Annotated in this window: 13 protein-coding genes; 5 read left to right on the top strand and 8 right to left on the bottom strand. The window is 59.8% G+C overall.

Annotated elements, in window-relative coordinates:
• The gene (locus tag ACNKU7_RS14770) at positions 1 to 528 is read right to left on the bottom strand and encodes a J domain-containing protein (protein WP_418297766.1); all 528 of its coding nucleotides are present in this window, start codon (positions 526 to 528) and stop codon (positions 1 to 3) included.
• Positions 529 to 570: 42 nt separating this feature from the next.
• Positions 571 to 1,836 carry a porin gene (locus tag ACNKU7_RS14765; RefSeq protein WP_418297765.1) on the bottom strand — a complete coding sequence of 422 codons (1,266 nt, stop codon included), beginning with the start codon at positions 1,834 to 1,836 and terminating at the stop codon, positions 571 to 573.
• A gap of 226 nt (positions 1,837 to 2,062) precedes the next feature.
• Between ACNKU7_RS14765 and ACNKU7_RS14760 the strand changes: the two genes are divergently transcribed.
• On the top strand, positions 2,063 to 2,653 hold the full coding sequence (locus ACNKU7_RS14760; protein ID WP_418297764.1) for a class I SAM-dependent methyltransferase: 591 nt from the start codon (positions 2,063 to 2,065) through the stop codon (positions 2,651 to 2,653).
• Between the two features lie 38 nt (positions 2,654 to 2,691).
• Positions 2,692 to 3,321, top strand: a complete 630-nt coding sequence (gene msrA, locus ACNKU7_RS14755; protein ID WP_418297763.1) for a peptide-methionine (S)-S-oxide reductase MsrA — start codon at positions 2,692 to 2,694, stop codon at positions 3,319 to 3,321.
• 26 nt (positions 3,322 to 3,347) lie between these two features.
• Here the strand turns inward: msrA and ACNKU7_RS14750 are convergent, their stop codons facing one another.
• The 4 genes from ACNKU7_RS14750 to ACNKU7_RS14735 form a co-directional block, all read right to left on the bottom strand.
• Entirely contained in the window at positions 3,348 to 4,193 is an 846-nt protein-coding gene (locus tag ACNKU7_RS14750; protein ID WP_418297762.1) for a sulfurtransferase, read from the bottom strand.
• A 154-nt stretch (positions 4,194 to 4,347) separates the two neighbouring features.
• Positions 4,348 to 6,027, bottom strand: coding sequence for an alpha/beta fold hydrolase (locus ACNKU7_RS14745; RefSeq protein WP_418297761.1), 1,680 nt, complete (start codon positions 6,025 to 6,027; stop codon positions 4,348 to 4,350).
• 68 nt (positions 6,028 to 6,095) lie between these two features.
• The gene (locus ACNKU7_RS14740; protein WP_418297760.1) at positions 6,096 to 6,713 is read right to left on the bottom strand and encodes a trimeric intracellular cation channel family protein; all 618 of its coding nucleotides are present in this window, start codon (positions 6,711 to 6,713) and stop codon (positions 6,096 to 6,098) included.
• A gap of 248 nt (positions 6,714 to 6,961) precedes the next feature.
• The gene (locus ACNKU7_RS14735; protein ID WP_418297759.1) at positions 6,962 to 8,146 is read right to left on the bottom strand and encodes an acyl-CoA dehydrogenase; all 1,185 of its coding nucleotides are present in this window, start codon (positions 8,144 to 8,146) and stop codon (positions 6,962 to 6,964) included.
• A 356-nt stretch (positions 8,147 to 8,502) separates the two neighbouring features.
• On the opposite strand from ACNKU7_RS14735, the gene ACNKU7_RS14730 reads away from it, so the two are divergent.
• From ACNKU7_RS14730 to ACNKU7_RS14720, 3 genes are read left to right on the top strand one after another with little or no spacing between them, the layout of a single operon-like run.
• Entirely contained in the window at positions 8,503 to 10,020 is a 1,518-nt protein-coding gene (locus ACNKU7_RS14730) for an efflux transporter outer membrane subunit (protein ID WP_418297758.1), read from the top strand.
• Complete coding sequence (locus ACNKU7_RS14725) at positions 10,013 to 11,362, top strand: efflux RND transporter periplasmic adaptor subunit (protein ID WP_418297757.1); 1,350 nt, start codon at positions 10,013 to 10,015, stop codon at positions 11,360 to 11,362. Before ACNKU7_RS14730 ends, ACNKU7_RS14725 begins: the two co-directional genes overlap by 8 nt.
• The gene (locus ACNKU7_RS14720; protein WP_418297756.1) at positions 11,359 to 14,514 is read left to right on the top strand and encodes an efflux RND transporter permease subunit; all 3,156 of its coding nucleotides are present in this window, start codon (positions 11,359 to 11,361) and stop codon (positions 14,512 to 14,514) included. The genes ACNKU7_RS14725 and ACNKU7_RS14720 overlap by 4 nt, the downstream gene beginning before the upstream one ends.
• Positions 14,515 to 14,732: 218 nt before the next feature.
• Here ACNKU7_RS14720 and ACNKU7_RS14715 read toward each other — a convergent pair whose 3' ends face one another.
• Both ACNKU7_RS14715 and ACNKU7_RS14710 read right to left on the bottom strand, forming a co-directional pair.
• Complete coding sequence (locus ACNKU7_RS14715; RefSeq protein WP_418297755.1) at positions 14,733 to 15,902, bottom strand: cation:proton antiporter domain-containing protein; 1,170 nt, start codon at positions 15,900 to 15,902, stop codon at positions 14,733 to 14,735.
• Between the two features lie 103 nt (positions 15,903 to 16,005).
• Positions 16,006 to 17,682 carry an aminotransferase class V-fold PLP-dependent enzyme gene (locus ACNKU7_RS14710; protein WP_418297754.1) on the bottom strand — a complete coding sequence of 559 codons (1,677 nt, stop codon included), beginning with the start codon at positions 17,680 to 17,682 and terminating at the stop codon, positions 16,006 to 16,008.
• Between the last annotated feature and the right edge of the window lie 77 nt (positions 17,683 to 17,759).

The raw sequence follows: 17,759 nt of genomic DNA, 5'->3' as shown, positions 1-17,759 counted from the left end.
CTAATCGGAAAACTGCTTCAGCAGCAATTCCTTGGCGGCATTGATGCGCGAGGCGAGGTAATCGTTACCTCCGCGATCCGGGTGGAATTTCTGGATCAGTCTGCGGTGTGCACCGATGATATCTTCGCGGCTGGCGTTGGCTGATACGCTCAGGATCTGCCGCGCTTCCTCCACGGTGAGCGGTGGTTGGCGCGGCGGTTGCCTGCCTTGTTCACCGCGCTCCTGTTGTTCCGTTTGTTGTTTCTGTTGCTTTGCCTGGGCCCGCTTGGCAATCAGCGGGGCTATCCAGGGAAGGTGGCGGCCGAATAATCGCCAGGCCCGGTTGGCGAGTGGCAGCACCACGGCAATGGCGGCACCGACCCAGTGCAAGCGTCCGCTGATGGCCAGAACCACCGCCGCCAGTGCCAGTGCGATCAGTGTCCATTGCAGAATCAGCTTGCGGCGCTGGGGCGGCGGCGTGGCTTTAAATTTTTGCAGTGCAAGCCAGGCGAAGATACCGACCGCGACCAGCAGGATAAGGCGACCCAAATGTGCTTCCTCTCAATGGGAGAATTTCAGGTCGCAAGCGTATCAGATGTCGACCCGAAAGCCGACGGCGCTGAAGTCTCCAACCACCGGTGCGGCGACGTCGTTACTGCTGTCGAAAGCATTCTCGAAGTAGAGTTTCACCCGGTCATTCCACCGGTACTGGAAACCGAGGTAGATCTGCTTGAGGCGGAACTCATTCTCCACCACCAGCGCGCGGTCGAATTCGTTATCGTCGGATCTCAGCAGGTTATGGCCGCCATAAATGGAGTAGCAGTTATTCGCGCCCCAGGTGTAGCTGATAAATGACTCGGAACCTTTGGCATCGAAGAAGTTGGTTATTCCCTCGACGGATCCCGCCGGGGCCAATTCATTGTTTTGCGATCGATCGAGCACCAGGGCGGCGTACCAGCCTTTCTCGTACGCGCTTACCCCGTAGTAGACGCCAAATGCGGCAGTCCAGTCGTTGCTGTCGGCGTCAAACACAAAGTCGTCGGAGATGAGGATGGGATCTCCGCTACGCGATGTGTCGAAGATAAGCCCGTTGTCGCTGGCGATATCCATCTGCACGCGGTTGTAGGCAAGGCCGAGGAACAGGCCTTTGCCGATGTTGGCCCGGTACACTGCGGAAATACCCTGGTTTTGGCCGTATTCACAGTCTCCCGGGGGGCAGACCAGCAGGGTGTCGGGGCCGGCGACATCGTCCACCGCGATATCCAGGTCGGCGACATGGTTGGCGTACTGGAGGCCGATCTTGAATTCGCCGGCTTCAAATTCCCAGGCCTTGCGCCAGGTGATGGCACTGTCGGCGCGCCCGGTTCCAGAAACGCCTCCGTCAGTGCCAAGGGCATAGGTGCCGCTCGCAAGTCCGCCGGACACGTTGTACCAGTCGGTGATATAGGTGACCTCGTAGTAAACGCTCCACTGCTTTCCAATTGTAAAGTCGCCCCATTTTGGGTGTTTGGCAAACGCATGCCCCTGGCGCAAATACAGCGATTCGCCGCGGTCGCCCGGCGCCGCCTGCTGGTCACCCTGAATAATGAGGTTTTGCGCCGACGATATGGCATTGATACCCCATTCGACATTGAATCCGGTATCCCATTTATCGTATGCGGGCACATTGAGGCCGATGCGGATTCGAGAGGCGCCATTCTGCATTTGCGTGTCACCCCGGGTATTGACCATGTGCGCGGTGAAGTAGCCCTCCATATACAGGGTCACTTCATTGGACTGGTAGATGGGGACAGCCTGAACGGCGCTCGCTGCCAAACAGGGCAGGGGTAGTAAGTGCTTTAAAATTTTCGAATTCATTGCCACTCATCTCAACCGGTAGTGCGGTATAGCTCGTGCACGACGAGCGTGCACTTCAAGAGCAAAAGTAGTTCAGTTGGCTGAAGACATTTTGGAGAAAAGGTACACTGAAAACGATTGGCAGTGTTTTCGCCGTTTTTGACGAATGCTCTGCAATGATTGATGTTCTTGAATTTACTGAATGGAGGTCTCAGCTTTGGCGGATGCCGGTTCACTCAGTCGTAAAATGTTTGGTTTAACCATTCGCAAAAATGCGCATCCGGATATGCGCAAGCTCCGGCGCGAAGCCGGGGATCCCAGCCTGCACGGGAACAAGTTCTGGAAGAGCTCCTGTCTCACCATGGACTACCTGAAAAAACATCCCTTGGCACCCGGGGCGCGGGTATTGGATCTGGGGTGTGGTTGGGGGCTGGGGGGCATATTTTGCGCAAAGCAGTTTGATGCCAAAGTAACCTCGCTCGATGCAGATCCCAGCGTATTTCCCTTTGCGGAATACCATGCGGAACTCAATGGTGTTGAGATCGATACCTGGCGCTGTCGCTACGAACGGGTGACGGAGCAGGATCTGACGGGTTTTGACGCGGTAATCGGCACCGATATCTGCTTCTGGGACAAGCTAGAGGGCCCGCTCTACAATCTGACCCGCCGGGCACTGCGGGCCGGGGTGGGGCGCGTGCTACTTGTGGATCCCGGCCGCTCACCGTTTCGCCGGCTGGCGGAGCGGGCGCAGGAAAAACTCGACGCCGATTATCGCGAGTGGCAGACTCTGCGCCCTATGAAGGCAAGCGGCTGCATCATGCAGGCCGAACCGTCGTAATCATTGGCAGCCGTCGGGCTGTATTGAGGTTTTTCCCTATGCAATTTGATAAATCCCAGCTCCCAACTGCAGATCAGGCCTTGCCGGGGCGGCCCGAGCCGATGCCGGTTAGCGGCCGGCATTTTGTCAGTGGCCACACCATGGTGGCGCCTTTCCCTGAGGGGATGGAGCTGGCCATGTTCGGTATGGGCTGTTTCTGGGGCGCTGAGCGTCTGTTCTGGGAGATTGATGGCGTATACAGCACCGCTGTGGGGTATGCCGGCGGCATCACGCCAAACCCAAACTATCGCGAAGTCTGCACCGGTGGCACCGGGCATGCCGAAGTTGTGCTGGTAGCGTTTGACCCGGCCAAAGTCAGTTATCGCGAGCTGCTGCAGCGCTTCTGGGAAGAACACGACCCAACCCAGGGCATGCGCCAGGGTAACGACCTCGGAACCCAATACCGCTCCTGTATTTACTGTTACGGTGATGAGCAGCTCGCCGAGGCCAAGGCAACGGAGGCGAGCTTTCAGCAGGCGCTGGAGGAGAAGGGACTGGGTGCAATTACCACGGAAATCATGCCCGCACCGACCTTCTATTACGCAGAAGAGGATCACCAGCAGTATCTGGCCAAGAATCCCGGCGGTTACTGCGGTCTTGCGGGCACCGGGGCGTGTCTGCTGCGCTGATCAAGCCAGCTGTGCAGGCCTGATGCTCAGGCCTGCTCGGACGTCTTGTGCGGGTGGAGTATCCGCGCGCACCAGTCGCTCCAGCTGCCGGGATAGAGGCGTGCTTTGCGACCCACTTGTTCCAGTGAGAACAGGTTTACGCAGGCGGTGACCCCGGAGCCGCAGTAACAAACGATGTCGTCATCCGCGGGGATATCCTGCCAGTGGGCCCGCAATTCTGCCGCAGAGCGCAGGTAGCCACGCTCATCGGTTATCGCCTGCCACGGCATATTGATGGCAGTGGGGATATGGCCGGCAATGGGATCCAGGGGTTCTTCATATCCGAGGAACCGTTTTGGATCCCTCGCGTCTACCAGCTGCCACGGCGGGTTGTCCAGGTGCGGGTAGATGTCGTCGTGATGCAGGAGCTCGTCAGCCTTGGCGCAGGCCTTGAAATTGCCCTGGGGCACTTCTTTGGCGGCCCCGCTTTCTTCCGCCAGTCCGGCTTCTTTCCAGGCGCTAAAGCCACCGTTCAATATCGCTACCCGCTCGAGCCCGAAGTGACGCAACAGCCACCAGGCTCGCGCCGCAAAGGCGAAGCGCTGATCGTCGTACACCACCACCTGGCTGTCGGCGTTTATGCCGATTGAGCGTGCATATTCGGAAAACTGTGTCGCCGAGGGGAGAGGGTGGCGGCCGCCAAAGCGCTCGCAGGTGCCGGACAGGTCTCGATCAAGGCTGGCGTAATGTGCGCCCGGAATATGATTTGCCGCGAACGCCTGTTCGCCAGCCGCTGGGTCAGTGAGGTCGTACCGGCAATCAATAATTACCAGTGCCGGATTATCTATGTGCTCCGCGAGCTCGGAGGCTTCTATGATGCTCTGATAGTTCATAGCAACTTCTTTTTATAGTCGTTATTAAGAGCACGTTAAGCCGCGAAAATGGTTTTGTCCAGCCTCTCTCTGTGAAACTTTTTACCCGCAATTCGGGTTGCAGAATTCATCGGCAACCCGGTTAATTTGTCACCGAAAACCGCCTTTTAAGTGCTCAGCGGGCTTCCGAATAACGGCTGGCTGGCGGCGCTTCGCGCAGGCGGTGATCTTCGGATTGCGGTTCGTCCTGCGGCTCTGTGTCCGCGGACTGTTTTTCTTCCAGCTCGGCAATTTTCTGTTCCAGCTCGCGCTGCTGTGCAAGCTCTTGCTGGCGACAGGCCTCAGCACTTTCCACTACCGGTTGTTGCGGCTGGTCAAGAAAACTGGCAGCGGCCTGCTCCGCACAATCACTGGCTGAAATAACATCATGGGCGAGTTTCGGGAACAGCAGCCATTGGTGGTTCGGCAGCTTGCGGCGGGCCCTGTCTGCATCTTTTGCCGAGAGCACCGGGTCGAGCCCGCCGTGCATGACAAGCGCAGGCACCGGAGTCTGGATGGCGCGGGACTCCAGCGTTGGTGCGGAAGGGATCGCCCAGATACGGCACTGGATCTGCATCAGGTCGACATCGGAGCGGACAGGGCCACCGAGGATACCGCTATTGGCTGCAGCCTCGCGGGCTTTTGCGAAGTCAACGAAGGGTGCTTCTTCGTAGCAGAAGTGACTGATCCCCGCGGCATCGCCAAAATTCGGGTCCAATACCAGTCCCATAAAACTGACAATCGCGGGCTTGAGCAGGGTCGCGTCGCCAGACTCGAGCTGCTCGATGATGGGTGGCAGCTCGCGATAGAAATTTTCGTTGTAAAGGGCCTGGAACAGTACGCGCAGCAGGCGCTGTCCACTCAGAACAAAGGGGTATTGCTCACCTGGGTGGATGTTGCCGGTATCCACGGTAAGGGGGGTCTCGTCCAGTGTTTGCACCAGTGCTTCCAGGCGCTGGTGCAAGTTGGGAAATTGCTTCTGGCACTCCGTATCACCGTCGCAGTAATCAAGCCCGCGTTTGTAGGCGGCGATCACGTCCTGCGGCAGTTGCTGGGCGTAAATAATGTTCGGGAAAACGGCGCTGTTGAGCACCATGGCCCGCACCGAGTCGGGGAAGTCGCGCGCGACGGTGAGCGCATAGCGGCTGGCGTACGACACACCGTACAGGTTGAGCTGCGGAATCCCCAGTGCCACCCTGAGGGCCTCAATGTCTTTGGCAACTGTGGCGCTGTTGTAAAAGGCGAGATCCGCCGTGCGGCTCAGGCGGCTATAGCAGCGTTCCATGCTGTAGGTGAATACCCGGGACTCTTCATCGCTGCTCAGGTTGCGTGTGAAGGCGAGGTCTGCATCCTTGATGAATTCGGTGCAGGAGAGCTTCGGCTTCGCCATGCCGGTACCGCGGGGGTCGATGACAATCAGATCCCGCCCGTCTTCAACGGTCATTCCGGCGTAGTTTACCCAGAGCCAGTCGCTCGCATTTTCTGCTTCCAGCCCCATGCTGGCACCGGGGCCACCGGCGCCCAGATGCAGCAGCGGCTCCTTGTCCGGATCGGTTACGTTGGCAAAAAAACGCACGACCGGGAACTGGATTTTGCGACCCTCCGGCTTGGCGTGATTCTCCGGCACTTCCATCATGTAGCACTGGGTGGTGGGCCAGTCACGGCCAACGTCAAACCAGCAGGGTTTCGAGATCAGCTGGCTGGGGCTGGCAGCGGCGGCGGTGTCGTCGCTTTTCTGGCAGCCGCTGGCGAGGATCAGCGCTGCGCTGATCAGGCCGAGAGAGAGTATTTGCAGGGCAGGGCGGATGGGGCGCACTTAGTGTCCTTGGTTCGGTGGGTTCGGTCTTGGTGTATTTGAATTCGGCACAGCTTCACTGGGTACATTCAGTTGGGGCGCATGCGGGCTATGGGTGCGGAGAGGTTCCAGCGCAGCGCGGCAAGACGTATCCCGAGGGTGATCAGCACCGCAATGGCCACCACAGCTTCGCCGGGCAGCGCTTCGATGTCGTCCAGTATCACCAGAGCGGCGGCGCCACTCAAGGCTGCAGTGGCATAAATCTCCCGCCGCAGCAGCAGGGGAATATCGCCGCACAGGATGTCGCGAATGAGACCGCCGAATGTACCGGTCATCACCCCCATGACGATGGCAATGGCCGGGCTATGGCCCAGATCGAGCACTTTTTGCGTGCCGATGACAACAAACACGGCCAGTCCGGCGGCATCGGCAATCATCAGCAGGCGCATGGGTACCTGCAGGTAGCGGATCAGGTAAAAGCTGATTACCCCGGTGGCGGCAGCAATCCACAGGTAGTGGCTTTCAGCCAGCCAGAATACCGGGATATTGAGGATCATGTCGCGGGTGGTGCCGCCTCCGGTGGCGGTAACGCAGGCGAGCACGACAGCGCCAAACAGATCCATCTGCTTGTGTCCGGCAGCGAGCACACCGGTGAAGGCAAATACGACGATGCCGATGAGGTCACACCAGTACAGCAGTTGTTCCATGGTCGAGGGCGCGCTTTGAAATGGAAAGGGGGAATTATGAGGCTGCACCCGGTCAGGGTACAGTCCCAGCCGGTCACGAACAGGTTTCGCTTGAACTAGCTGGTGGGTGCGCGCGGTGGTGGAGAGTTCACTTGATGTAACTCTGGGCAGTCCAGCCCACGGCTCGCGAGAGCATACCCGGTAGCGGCGGCGCCACTACCGGGTTGCTGGGTGCGCTACCGAGCAAGGTAGCGGGGTAGCAGATCTGTTTAGAAAAACGCCTGCAGGCCGGTCTGGGCACGGCCGAGGATCAGCGCGTGAACGTCGTGCGTGCCCTCGTAGGTGTTCACCGCTTCCAGGTTCATTACATGTCGAATTACGTGGAACTCGTCGGCAATACCGTTACCGCCGTGCATGTCGCGGGCGACGCGGGCGATGTCGAGGGCTTTGCCGCAGTTGTTGCGCTTGACCAGGGAGATCATGGTCGGGTCAAAGTCCTTGTTCTCATCCATCAGACGGCCAACGCGCAGGGAGCCCTGCAGCCCGAGGCTGATTTCGGTCTGCATATCCGCGAGCTTCTTCTGGAACAGCTGAGTCTGCGCCAGCGGGCGATCGAACTGCTTGCGGTCGAGGCCATACTGGCGCGCCGCGTGCCAGCAGAATTCCGCCGCGCCAATGGCGCCCCAGGAAATGCCATAGCGGGCACGGTTCAGGCAGCCGAAGGGACCGCGCAGGCCCTTGATATCGGGGAAGCGGTTTTCTTCCGGCACAAAGACATTGTCCATGACAATTTCGCCGGTGATGGACGCGCGCAGGGAGAACTTGCCCTCGATCTTGGGCGCGCTGAGTCCTTCCATGCCTTTCTCAAGCACGAAACCGCGAATGTCGCCTTCGTCGTCCTTGGCCCAGACGACAAAAACATCAGCAATCGGGCTGTTGGTAATCCACATCTTGGCGCCGCTGATGCGGTAGCCGCCGTCCACTTTTTTCGCGCGGGTTTTCATGCCGCCCGGGTCGGAACCCGCGTCGGGTTCGGTGAGGCCGAAGCAGCCCACCCATTCGCCGGTGGCGAGTTTGGGCAGGTACTTTTCTTTCTGTGCTTCACTGCCGTAGGCGTAAATCGGGTGCATCACCAGGCTTGACTGAACGCTCATGGCAGAGCGGTAGCCGGAGTCCACGCGCTCCACTTCCCGCGCCACCAGGCCGTAGGACACATAATTCAGGCCTGCGCAGCCGTAGCCGTCGATGGTGGAGCCGAGCAAGCCCAGCTCACCCATTTCGCGCATGATTTCGCGATCGAAAATTTCATGGCGATTGGCCTCGAGTACCCGCGGCATCAATTTGGATTGGCAATACTCCTGCGCTGTATCGCGGATCATGCGCTCTTCATCGGTCAGTTGCCGGTCTAGCAGCAGAATGTCGTCCCAGTGTGCCAAAGGCTGGTTTTTACTCATGATTCAGGTCCGTGCAGTGTCTCAAGGTAATGAATGCAGGCCATGCGGCCGGGCACCTCAACAGGTTAGCTTTACCGCTCCACGGTTGGTCGCGGCGGCGAGGTGCCGACGGGTGACTGCGGCATGTTCGGCTGCGTCACCAGGTCAGCCATCATAGCGAACAATTCCGCCAGGGGCACGTTTGTGATCACTTTTTATTGTGTGCTATTTCACGGGGTGAAGGAGTGCGGCGAGTTGAGCGCCCCGGGCGATGAGTGGAACTGCAGGTGAAGCGGCGGGTAAACAAACGTAAAACGTCTTGCTGGTCATTTTTATCTTCCGATAATGAAGAAACATTGCATAACAGCTGGCGAGATATGGGTTTTTCGCAACCAATTCCTGACAATGCCGCGTGCACTCCGGTGCGCGCGGTGACTGGCTGTGCGTTGCGCCGGGCGACGTCCGCCGCCTGTTTCCTGCTTCTCACCGCCTGCGCCGTCCAGCCTTTACCCCCCAAATTGCCCGAGCAGGCCCTCGGGTTGCCCGCGTCGTTCAGTAGCAGTGGATCTGCGCCGGTTAGCCAGCGCTGGTGGCGCAGCTTTGGGGATCCGCAGCTCGCCGAACTGGTTGAGCTGGCGTTGCATTCGAGCCCGGATCTGCAGGCAACCTACTGGCGGCTGCAGCAGGCAGCGGCGGCCGCTGACCAGGCGCGTAGCGGCTTCTGGCCGCGGCTGAGTGGCAGTCTTGAAAATACCGAGCAGCGCAGGGCTTCCAGCAATGGTTTCGATTTTTCCGGTGGGGAGAACGAGGGCAACAGCTGGAGTGGCACGCTGGCGGCAGCCTACGAAGTTGACCTCTGGGGGCGGGTGCGCAGTGGTGCCAGGGCCGCGGAGGCCGCTCGCCTGGCACAGGAGGAAAACCTGAATACGGCGGCGCTGACCCTGGCCGCAGAGGTATCCGCGACCTGGATGCAGCTCGAGGAGCAGTGGGGGCAAATTCGCCTGCTGGAGCAGCAGCTGGAAAACAACCGCAAAACCCTGCGGGCACTGGAGCTGCGTTTTGGCAGCGGGGTAAGTGCCGCGGCGGACGTGTTGCAGCAGCGCCAGCTTGTTCAACAGTCGATACAGGAGCTGGATCAGAGTCGCGCCAACCTCGAAGTGTTGCGCGTTCAGCTCGCTGCCTTGCTCGGTGTCGCACCGCAAAACCTGCCGGCGGCGGCTCTGCAGTACGACCGGCTGCCGGCGTTGCCGGCCCTTCCCGAGACGGGTATTCCCGCGAAGCTCCTGTTGCGCCGTCCGGATGTCAAACGGGCCGAGCGCGACCTCTTGCAGGGTCACTATCTCGCCCGTCAGGCCTGGGCGGAGCGCCTGCCGAGTCTTTCCCTGAGCCTGTTCTTCAGTGGCGGGGGCAAATCGATCTCCGACATCGCCGAAGACTGGCTGCTGAACTTGAGTGCCGCGCTCGAGGGTGTGATTTTTGATGGCGGCGCACTCTCGGCCGCCAAACGGCAGCAACAGGCCGTAGAACAGGAGCGCTGGGCTGCGTTTCGCAATACGGTAACCCGTGCGCTGTCTGAGGTTGAGCAGGCGCTGGTCAATGAGGATGCGATTGCAGTGCGGATATCGCATCTGGAGGAGCGGGTACAGCTCGCCGACCTGATTACGGTTCGCCAGCGGCGCGCCTATAGCCTTGGTGCGGTGGACTTTCTCAACGTGCTTTCTGCAACCAACAATCAACAATCGCTTGAGCGGCAGCTGCTGACCGCGCGCCGCGAATTACTGGAAAACCGGGTAACGCTCTATCGCGCGCTATCTGGCGGGTTACAGGCAGGAGATCTGCCACAGCCGCCGGCGGAAGAGCTGGACGTGTACCGGTCGGAGGATCCTGATGTTTAACAAGCTCAACTGGAGCATTGTCATTCCGGTAGTGCTGATTGTGCTGGCGCTGCTGCTGTCGAATTGGCTGCTGCGGGAGAAACCGACCATGAGCCGCGGTGAGCGCAGGGCGCCAGCGGTGACGGTTGAGGTGGGAGAGGCGGAGTACGGCCGCTTCCCGCTTACGGTCAAGGCACTCGGCAAGGTGACGGCGCGGGAGCTGGTCGAACTGCAGCCTCAGGTTGAGGGACGCGTGGAGTGGCTGGACTATGACCTCGGGCCAGGTTCCACGCTCAAGAAAGGCGAACCACTGCTGAAAATTGAGCAGGAGCCCTACCAGCTGGCGCTGCAAACCGCCCGCAGCACGCTTGCCGAGCGTCGCGCGGAGTTGCAGCAGGAGCAGGGGCAACGCCAGGTCGCCAAAGAAGAGTTTGCACTGCTGGGGGCGTCGATACCGGAGGCCGACCGCGCATTGGTGCTGCGTGAACCGCAGTTGGCTGCGGCAAAAGCGCGGATGGACGCGGCCGAGGCGCAGGTCAACCTGGCACAGCGGGATTTGCGCCTGACCAGGCTGGCAGCGCCCTTTAATGCCCTGATGGTTAGTCGCAGCGTCGATGTGGGCGACCGCGTCGGGCCGGGCACCGTTTTGTATACCCTCGCGGGTGCCGATCGCTTCCAGGTGGAAGTGGAGGTGCCCGCGGCCCAGCTGATGCAGCTGGACTCCCCGAATGCCGAGGTGCGTATCCACGGCAGTCAGTGGCCGGATAATCAATACCGGCAGGGACGTTTTGTCCGCGTCATTCCGGTACTCGAGGAGCAGGGTCGCCTGGCGCGGGTACTGGTTGAACTGGATGATCCGCTCGGGGTTGCAAACCCGGCGCAACCCAAATTGTTGCTCAATGATCTGGCGCGTGTGGAAATCACCGGCCGCGCCGCCGGCGAGCAAGTGCGCATACCGCTGGCCGCACTGCAGGATGGCGACGTGGTGTGGGTCGTGCAGGACGGCAAAATCCATATTCAGCCAGTCAAGGTGGCGCACCTGACCGAGTCCCATGCGGTACTCGACCGCGGGCTGCGGGGCGGGGAATCGCTTGTTGTCACACGCTTGGCCAATGTTACTGAAGGCATGGCGGTGCGTACTGCAGCACAGGCGCAGGCGACGCACCGTGAGCGTGGCCTTGCAGGGGAAACGCCGAGTCGCGGAAAACCCACAGGAACGGAAGCCCTGCAAGCGCGACCGCAGGGCGAGGGCAGTCAGGACGCGGGCGCTCCGGAAATGCCAGGGAAAAAACGCGGCAAGCCGAAAGGCGAGGAGCCGCCCGAGCTTCCGGATCCGCCACAGATGGATGGAGAGCGCGGATGAGTGCCTCGGAACATCACGACAAGAGTCGCAAGCGTCGTCCGGTAGATACGAGCCACGGCGCCATCGCTTGGATGGCCCACAACCATGTAACCGCCAACCTGTTGATGCTGGTGTTTATTTTCGGCGGCCTGGTGTTTGCCCTCAGCATCAAAAAAGAGGTTTTTCCCGAGTTCAGCCTGGATATGGTAACCGTGAATATTTCCTACCCGGGTGCAAGCCCGGAGGAAGTGGAACGCGGGGTGCTGGTGGCCGCCGAGCAGGCGGTGCAGGGACTGGCAGGCATCAAAGAACTGCGTGGTAGCGCAGGCGAGGGCAATGCAAGCCTGACTCTGGAACTGGAGGAAGATGCTGATCCGAACCAGGTTTACCAGAACGTGCAGGCGGCGATCGATCGTGTAACCACCTTTCCGTCGGACATTGAACGTCCCCGGGTTAGCCTGGCCGAGCACAAGCGTGACGTGCTGGATCTGGTCGTGCACGGCAACGTGGATGACCGCACGCTGCGGGCGTATGTCATGTATGTGTATGACAAGCTTGAATCGCACCCGGATATCACCCAGCTCGAAGCATATGGTGTGCGCGACTTTGAAGTGGCGATAGAGTTGCGGCGTGAGGACTTGCGCCGATACAACCTGACCTTGCCCGAAGTTGCCCAGCTGGTGCGTAACGCGGCGGTCGATGTGCCGGCGGGCGGGGTGAAGTCCAGGGCCGGTGAAATTCTGGTGCGGGTGACCGAGCGTCGCGATTGGGCGCGGCAGTTTGGCGATATCGCGGTTGTGCAGAGCCCCGGTGGCGGGACAGTGCGGCTCAAGGATATCGCCACGATCACCGACGCGCTGGTGGATGAGCCGCGCAACATGGTTTACAACGGCGAGCCGGCCGCGGGCATCGATGTATTCCGGATCGGTGATCAGACGCCGATGAGTGTGAGCGATGCGACCCACGAAGTACTGGCAGAAGTGCGCGATACGCTACCGCCGGGAATTCGCGTGAGTGTGCGGGATGACGACTCCGAGATATTCAAGGAGCGCCTCGCGCTCCTGCTGAAAAACGGATTCCTCGGCTTGTTGCTGGTTTTCGTGGTGCTCGGGGCCTTCCTGGAATTGCGCCTGGCCTTCTGGGTAACACTGGGTATTCCAACCAGTTTCCTCGGTGCACTGCTGTTCCTGCCGGGGATAGATGTTTCCATCAACATGGTGAGTATGTTCGCGTTCATCATTGCGCTGGGTATCGTGGTGGATGATGCAATTATTGCCGGCGAAAATATTCACGAATGGCGCCAGCAGGGCTACAGCAACTTCGAAGCCGCGGTTGCCGGTGCCCGCCAGGTGGCTGTGCCGCTGACGTTCGCGATACTGACGAACATTGTGGCTTTTATTCCGCTTACGGAATTGCCCGGATTTATGGGCAAAATCTTCGGTGTGATTCCTTTCGTGGTCGGTGCCGTATTCGCTATCTCCTGGGTGGAGGCGCTGTTTATTCTGCCGGCGCACCTGGCGTATTCAAAGCGGGGTTACAAAAGCCGCAGCGCCCGCCGTTTTGCCGCACGGCAGAAAATGATTGCACGCGGCCTTGATCGTTTTGTCGAAAAACGATTCAAGCCAATGCTGGATAGTTGCGTGCGCCACCGCTATATCACCATCGCGGTTTCTCTGGCCATTCTCATTGTCATGGTCGGTTACGCCGGTAGCGGGCGCATGGGGTTTACCCTGATGCCAAAGGTGGAGCGCGACTCCGGTCGGGTTCAGGTTACATTTCCGCCGGGCACGTCCGAGGAGCAGCTGGATCGCGCGCGCAGCCAGATCATGGGGGCGGCGGACCGGATCCTGGAAGAGACTGGCCGCGACGGCGTCTTTATGGGGATGCGCGGTTTGATTCGCGACGATCATGTACAGGTTGATGTGTACCTGACACCGGGAAATCAGCGCGAAGTGACTACCGGCGAATTCGTGCGGCGCTGGCGCCAGGCCGTGGGGCCAGTGCCGGGCGCGCTCAGTTCCAGCTTTGCCAGTGACCGCGGCGGCCCCGGGGCGGGGCCGGCTCTGACAGTCGAGTTGCGGCACACGGATACGGATTTGCTGGAAGAGGCCGCCCTGCAGCTGGCCACGGCGCTCGAGGCATTCCCTGCGGTGGGCGATATCGATGCCGGGGTTTCCCTCGGCAAGCGACAGCTGGATCTGACCCTGACCGATACCGCGAAAAGCCTGGGGCTCAGCGCGGAAGATATCGGGCGGCAGCTGCGCGCATCACTGTACGGCGCGGAGGCCATGCGCCAGCAACGCGGCCGCGACCAGGTCAAAGTGATGGTGCGGCTGCCGGAAGAAGAGCGGGTGACGCTGGAGGATGTAAACAGCATCATGATTCGCGCCGGCAACGGATTGTGGCTGCCACTCCCGGATTTGGTTGAGGTGGAGCAGGGCCGTGCCTATGCAACGATCAATCGCCGCGAGGGGCGGCGGGTGATGACCGTAACGGCCAATGTAGAGCCAGCGGATCAGGCGACGCTCGTAATCAATGAACTGGACCAGAGTGTTATGCCGCAGCTGCGTGCGCAGTACCCGGGTTTGTCGATTTCCTATGAGGGACGGCAGGCGGAGGAGCGCGAGGGCCTGTCATCACTGGGGCTTACTTTCTCACTGACCCTGGCGGCACTCTATCTTCTGTTGGCCATTCCCCTGAAAAGTTATATCCAGCCGCTCACGGTGATGGTGGCGATTCCGTTTGGCGTGATCGGGGCCATACTTGGCCACCTGATTATGGGCTACGGGCTGAGCATGGTCAGTCTGTTGGGAATGGTGGCGCTAGCGGGTGTGGTGATCAACGATACCCTGGTCATGATCGAATATGGCAACCGCCTGCGCGCGGATGGCGTGCCGATTACCGAAGCGATCAAACGCGCGGCGGCGCGGCGTTTCCGGCCGATCATCCTGACCACAGTGACGACATTTTGTGGTCTTATGCCGATGATTTTCGAAACCTCGGTGCAGGCCAAATTCATGATCCCGATGGCGGTTTCCCTCGGTTATGGAATTCTGGCGGCGACTACCATTTCGCTGCTGCTGGTACCTTGCCTGTATTTGATGTTTTCGCGGGATATTCCCGAACTGTTTGGCTTGCTGAAAAGGAAAACCACTGGGGAGGTGAAAGTCTGAGACCTCGAACTGTAATCAGGCTGGTTGGCGATGAAGCTCTGCGGCAGGCATTTCGGAATCGCTGTGAATACATCCCTGTACGCTCTGTCGGAAACTTCCCTGTTTCCGACAGGTCCGAAATGCCTGCCGCAGCGATTCCTCTTCGATTCGATGTCCCGTGCCTTGCTGCCAAAATCCTAAGGGGGAGATCCAATTACCCCGTGGCTCGGCGCAAAGTATCAATCCCGCCGCAAATGATCCTTGATCGCAATCGGGTTGGGGAAGTTGAGTACCACGATGTACGACGACACCAGGAAGGTCAGGATCGCCGTGGCCTGAATCAGGTGTGAGGCGGCGCTGCCGATCAGTTGCTGGCTTACCGCCAGATAGGCAATCAACAGCGAGAATTCACTGATTTGCCCGAGGCGAAAGCCGATATCCCAGGCCAGGATCGTGCGCTCACTCTGTTGCCCTAGCAGATAGCGGAACACCACCGGCTTGAAGACCAGTACCGCAATGGCGGCCACTACGGCGGGCAGGGCAATTTGCGGCAGCATATCCAGGTGGAACTGCGCTCCCAGGCTGAAGAAAAACAGGATCAGGAAGAAATCCCGCAGTGGCTTCAGGCTGATTGCGATGTATTGGGATATCGGACTGGTGGCCAGCGTGATGCCGGCGATGAAGGCGCCGATCTCCCGCGACAGCCCCATGATTTCCGCCAGTTCGGCCAGCCCCATGCACCAGCCCAGGGCCAGCAGAAAAACGTATTCATGGAAGCGATCAAATTTCGCGAGCAGTGGTTGCAGCACATATTTGACTGCCCCCCACGCGATGCCGATCAGAAACGGCAGTGCGGCAAAGGAAATACCGAGCCGCGCAAAATCCACACTGCCGGTGCTGCCACTCAATAGAATCATCAGGCAGGTAATGGCCACGAAGTCCTGGAACAGCAGCAGGCCCACCATCATTTCGCCGAGGTGCTTGTGATGCAGTACCGTGGTCGGCAGCAGCTTGATACCGATGATGGTGCTGGAAAACATCATCGCCATGCCGATGACCCAGCACTCGGTGCTGGTAAACCCAAACAGGTAGCCGATGGCGTAGCCCAGCCCAAGGAAAAGCCCACAGCTGATAAGCCCGACAAAGGTCGCCTTGCGCATGACGGAAATGAGCGCCTTTGGCTGCATGTCGAGGCCGAGGAGAAACAGCAGGAAAATGATGCCGATATTCGACATCTCCGCCATCAGTTGCACATTGTCGATGATCGCAAAGCCCGACGGGCCAAGGAGAATGCCGAGGGCGATATAGGCGACCAGCAATGGCTGGCGGCCCCAGAGGGCCAGCGATGCAACGATCGCCGCGCCGCTGAAGATAAGAAAAAACGACTGGAACAGGGAAGCTTCAGGCACTGCACATCCTTGTTAGCAGGGAAATCATTACCGGTGTGTTCGTGAGCCATTATTGACTCAGTTCACCGTTGTTTGCCACCCCCGCGCAGTGCCTTTGTGCGGTTTACAGGTTAAACCAGCGCAAGTTTTCGCCTTCCGGGGAGAGGATGGGCTGGGAACATTTTTTCCCGGGCGGATCTTGCAGCAGTGCCCGGGCCTGGTTCAGGAATTCCGCAAGTGGCACATCCAGTTTTTCCGGCGCTGTCGCGGTTTCCACTTCAAGGTCGAGACTCAAAACCGGTTCGCCTGCTTGCCCCTGGAAGCGCCAGACGCCGTGATCCGGGTCGTACTGGTAGTAGGGCAGAATCCGGTGGCCCGCCTCAGCGATAAGCTCGATGGCGCCAATCAGGTAATCAACGGTTTCCTCGTCGAGGAAGTAGTTGAAATTCAGTCGCACCCAGCCCGGCTTAAGGATGCTTTCACCTGCACTGACCAGGTTTTCCAGTGCAGTACTCTGCTCGTCGGTGAGGTGCAGCAGTTTGTGGCCATAGGGCCCGGCGCAGGAGCAGCCGCCGCGCACCTGAATACCGAACAAATCATTGAGCAGCGCAACCACAAAGCCGTAATGCAGCGGTTTGCCCTGGTGCAGGATATGCAGCGAGACAATGCTGACGCGGTGCGGTTCGGTGCCGCCCAGGATGTCGATATTCGGGTTGTTGGCCCAGCGGGAAAAGGCGCGTGCCAGCCAGGCATCTTCGCGCGCTTCGATCTCCTCTGCACCAACAGCATCTTTCAAGGCAAATACCATGCCCGCACGCACAGACTCCACGATTGCCGGAGTGCCGGCTTCCTCGCGGCGCTCGCCGGCCGGCAAGTAAGTGTGGCGCTCCGGGCCTACCCAGGAAACCGTGCCGCCACCGGGTACCGCGGGCTGCTCGCGGGGCAGCAGCGACTTGCGCACAATCAGCAGCCCAGGTGTGCCCGGACCGCCGACAAATTTATGCGGTGAAATAAATACCGCATCTTTGGCGGCATCGGGTTCGCTGCCCTGAACATTGATATCCACGTAGGGTGCAGCCGCCGCGTAATCCCAGAAAGAGAGGGCACCATTCTTGTGCAGCAGACGGGTGACCGCGTCGACATCGGTTCGAATGCCGGTGACGTTGGATGCCGCAGAAAAGCTGCCGATTTTCAGCGGGCGATCCCGGTATTCATTGAGCGCTTCCTGCAGGGCATCCAGATTGACCCCGCCCTCGCCATCCTGGGGGATGGTGATTACATCGGCGATCGACTCCCGCCAGGGGAGGTCGTTGGAGTGGTGCTCAAACGGGCCGATGAAAACCACCGGGCGCTGAGCTTCGGGGATTTTCGACGCTTCAGCGCCGAAGCGGTTATAGCAGTCAGTGCGCAGCCCCAGGCTGTCGAGGAGGCGATTGATCGCTGCCGTGGCACCGGCACCACAAAAAATTACCGCGTGCTCATCGCCGGCATTGACCGAGCGGCGAATGGCGGCCCGCGCCTGCTCGCGAAACGCCGTAGTCTGGCGGCCGGTGGCGGAGGTTTCCGTATGGGTATTTGCATACCAGGGAAGCACCTGGTTGCGGATGGCATCTTCGATGAAGGTGAGGCCGCGCCCGGATGCTGTGTAGTCTGCGTAAACCAGGGGGCGAACGCCAAACGGTGTGTCCAGTGGCATGCGCTCGCCGATCACGTTTTGGCGGATGCGGGCGAGAAGTGCTTCTGTTTTTTCGCAGTCGGCGGCCGGCGCGGTGGATAGAGGTTGTTGTGCTGTTGTTGTCATAGTGTCCTCAAGTACTGGCGCTGGCTCTCCGGGCTTCACCCGGAGAGTCGCTGGTATCAGTAATTGAGCTGGCGGGG

Origin of the sequence: Microbulbifer weihaiensis, from assembly GCF_048323715.1 — a bacterium.
Classification (GTDB): domain Bacteria; phylum Pseudomonadota; class Gammaproteobacteria; order Pseudomonadales; family Cellvibrionaceae; genus Microbulbifer.
This window is presented reverse-complemented; position numbering and strand designations above follow the sequence as displayed.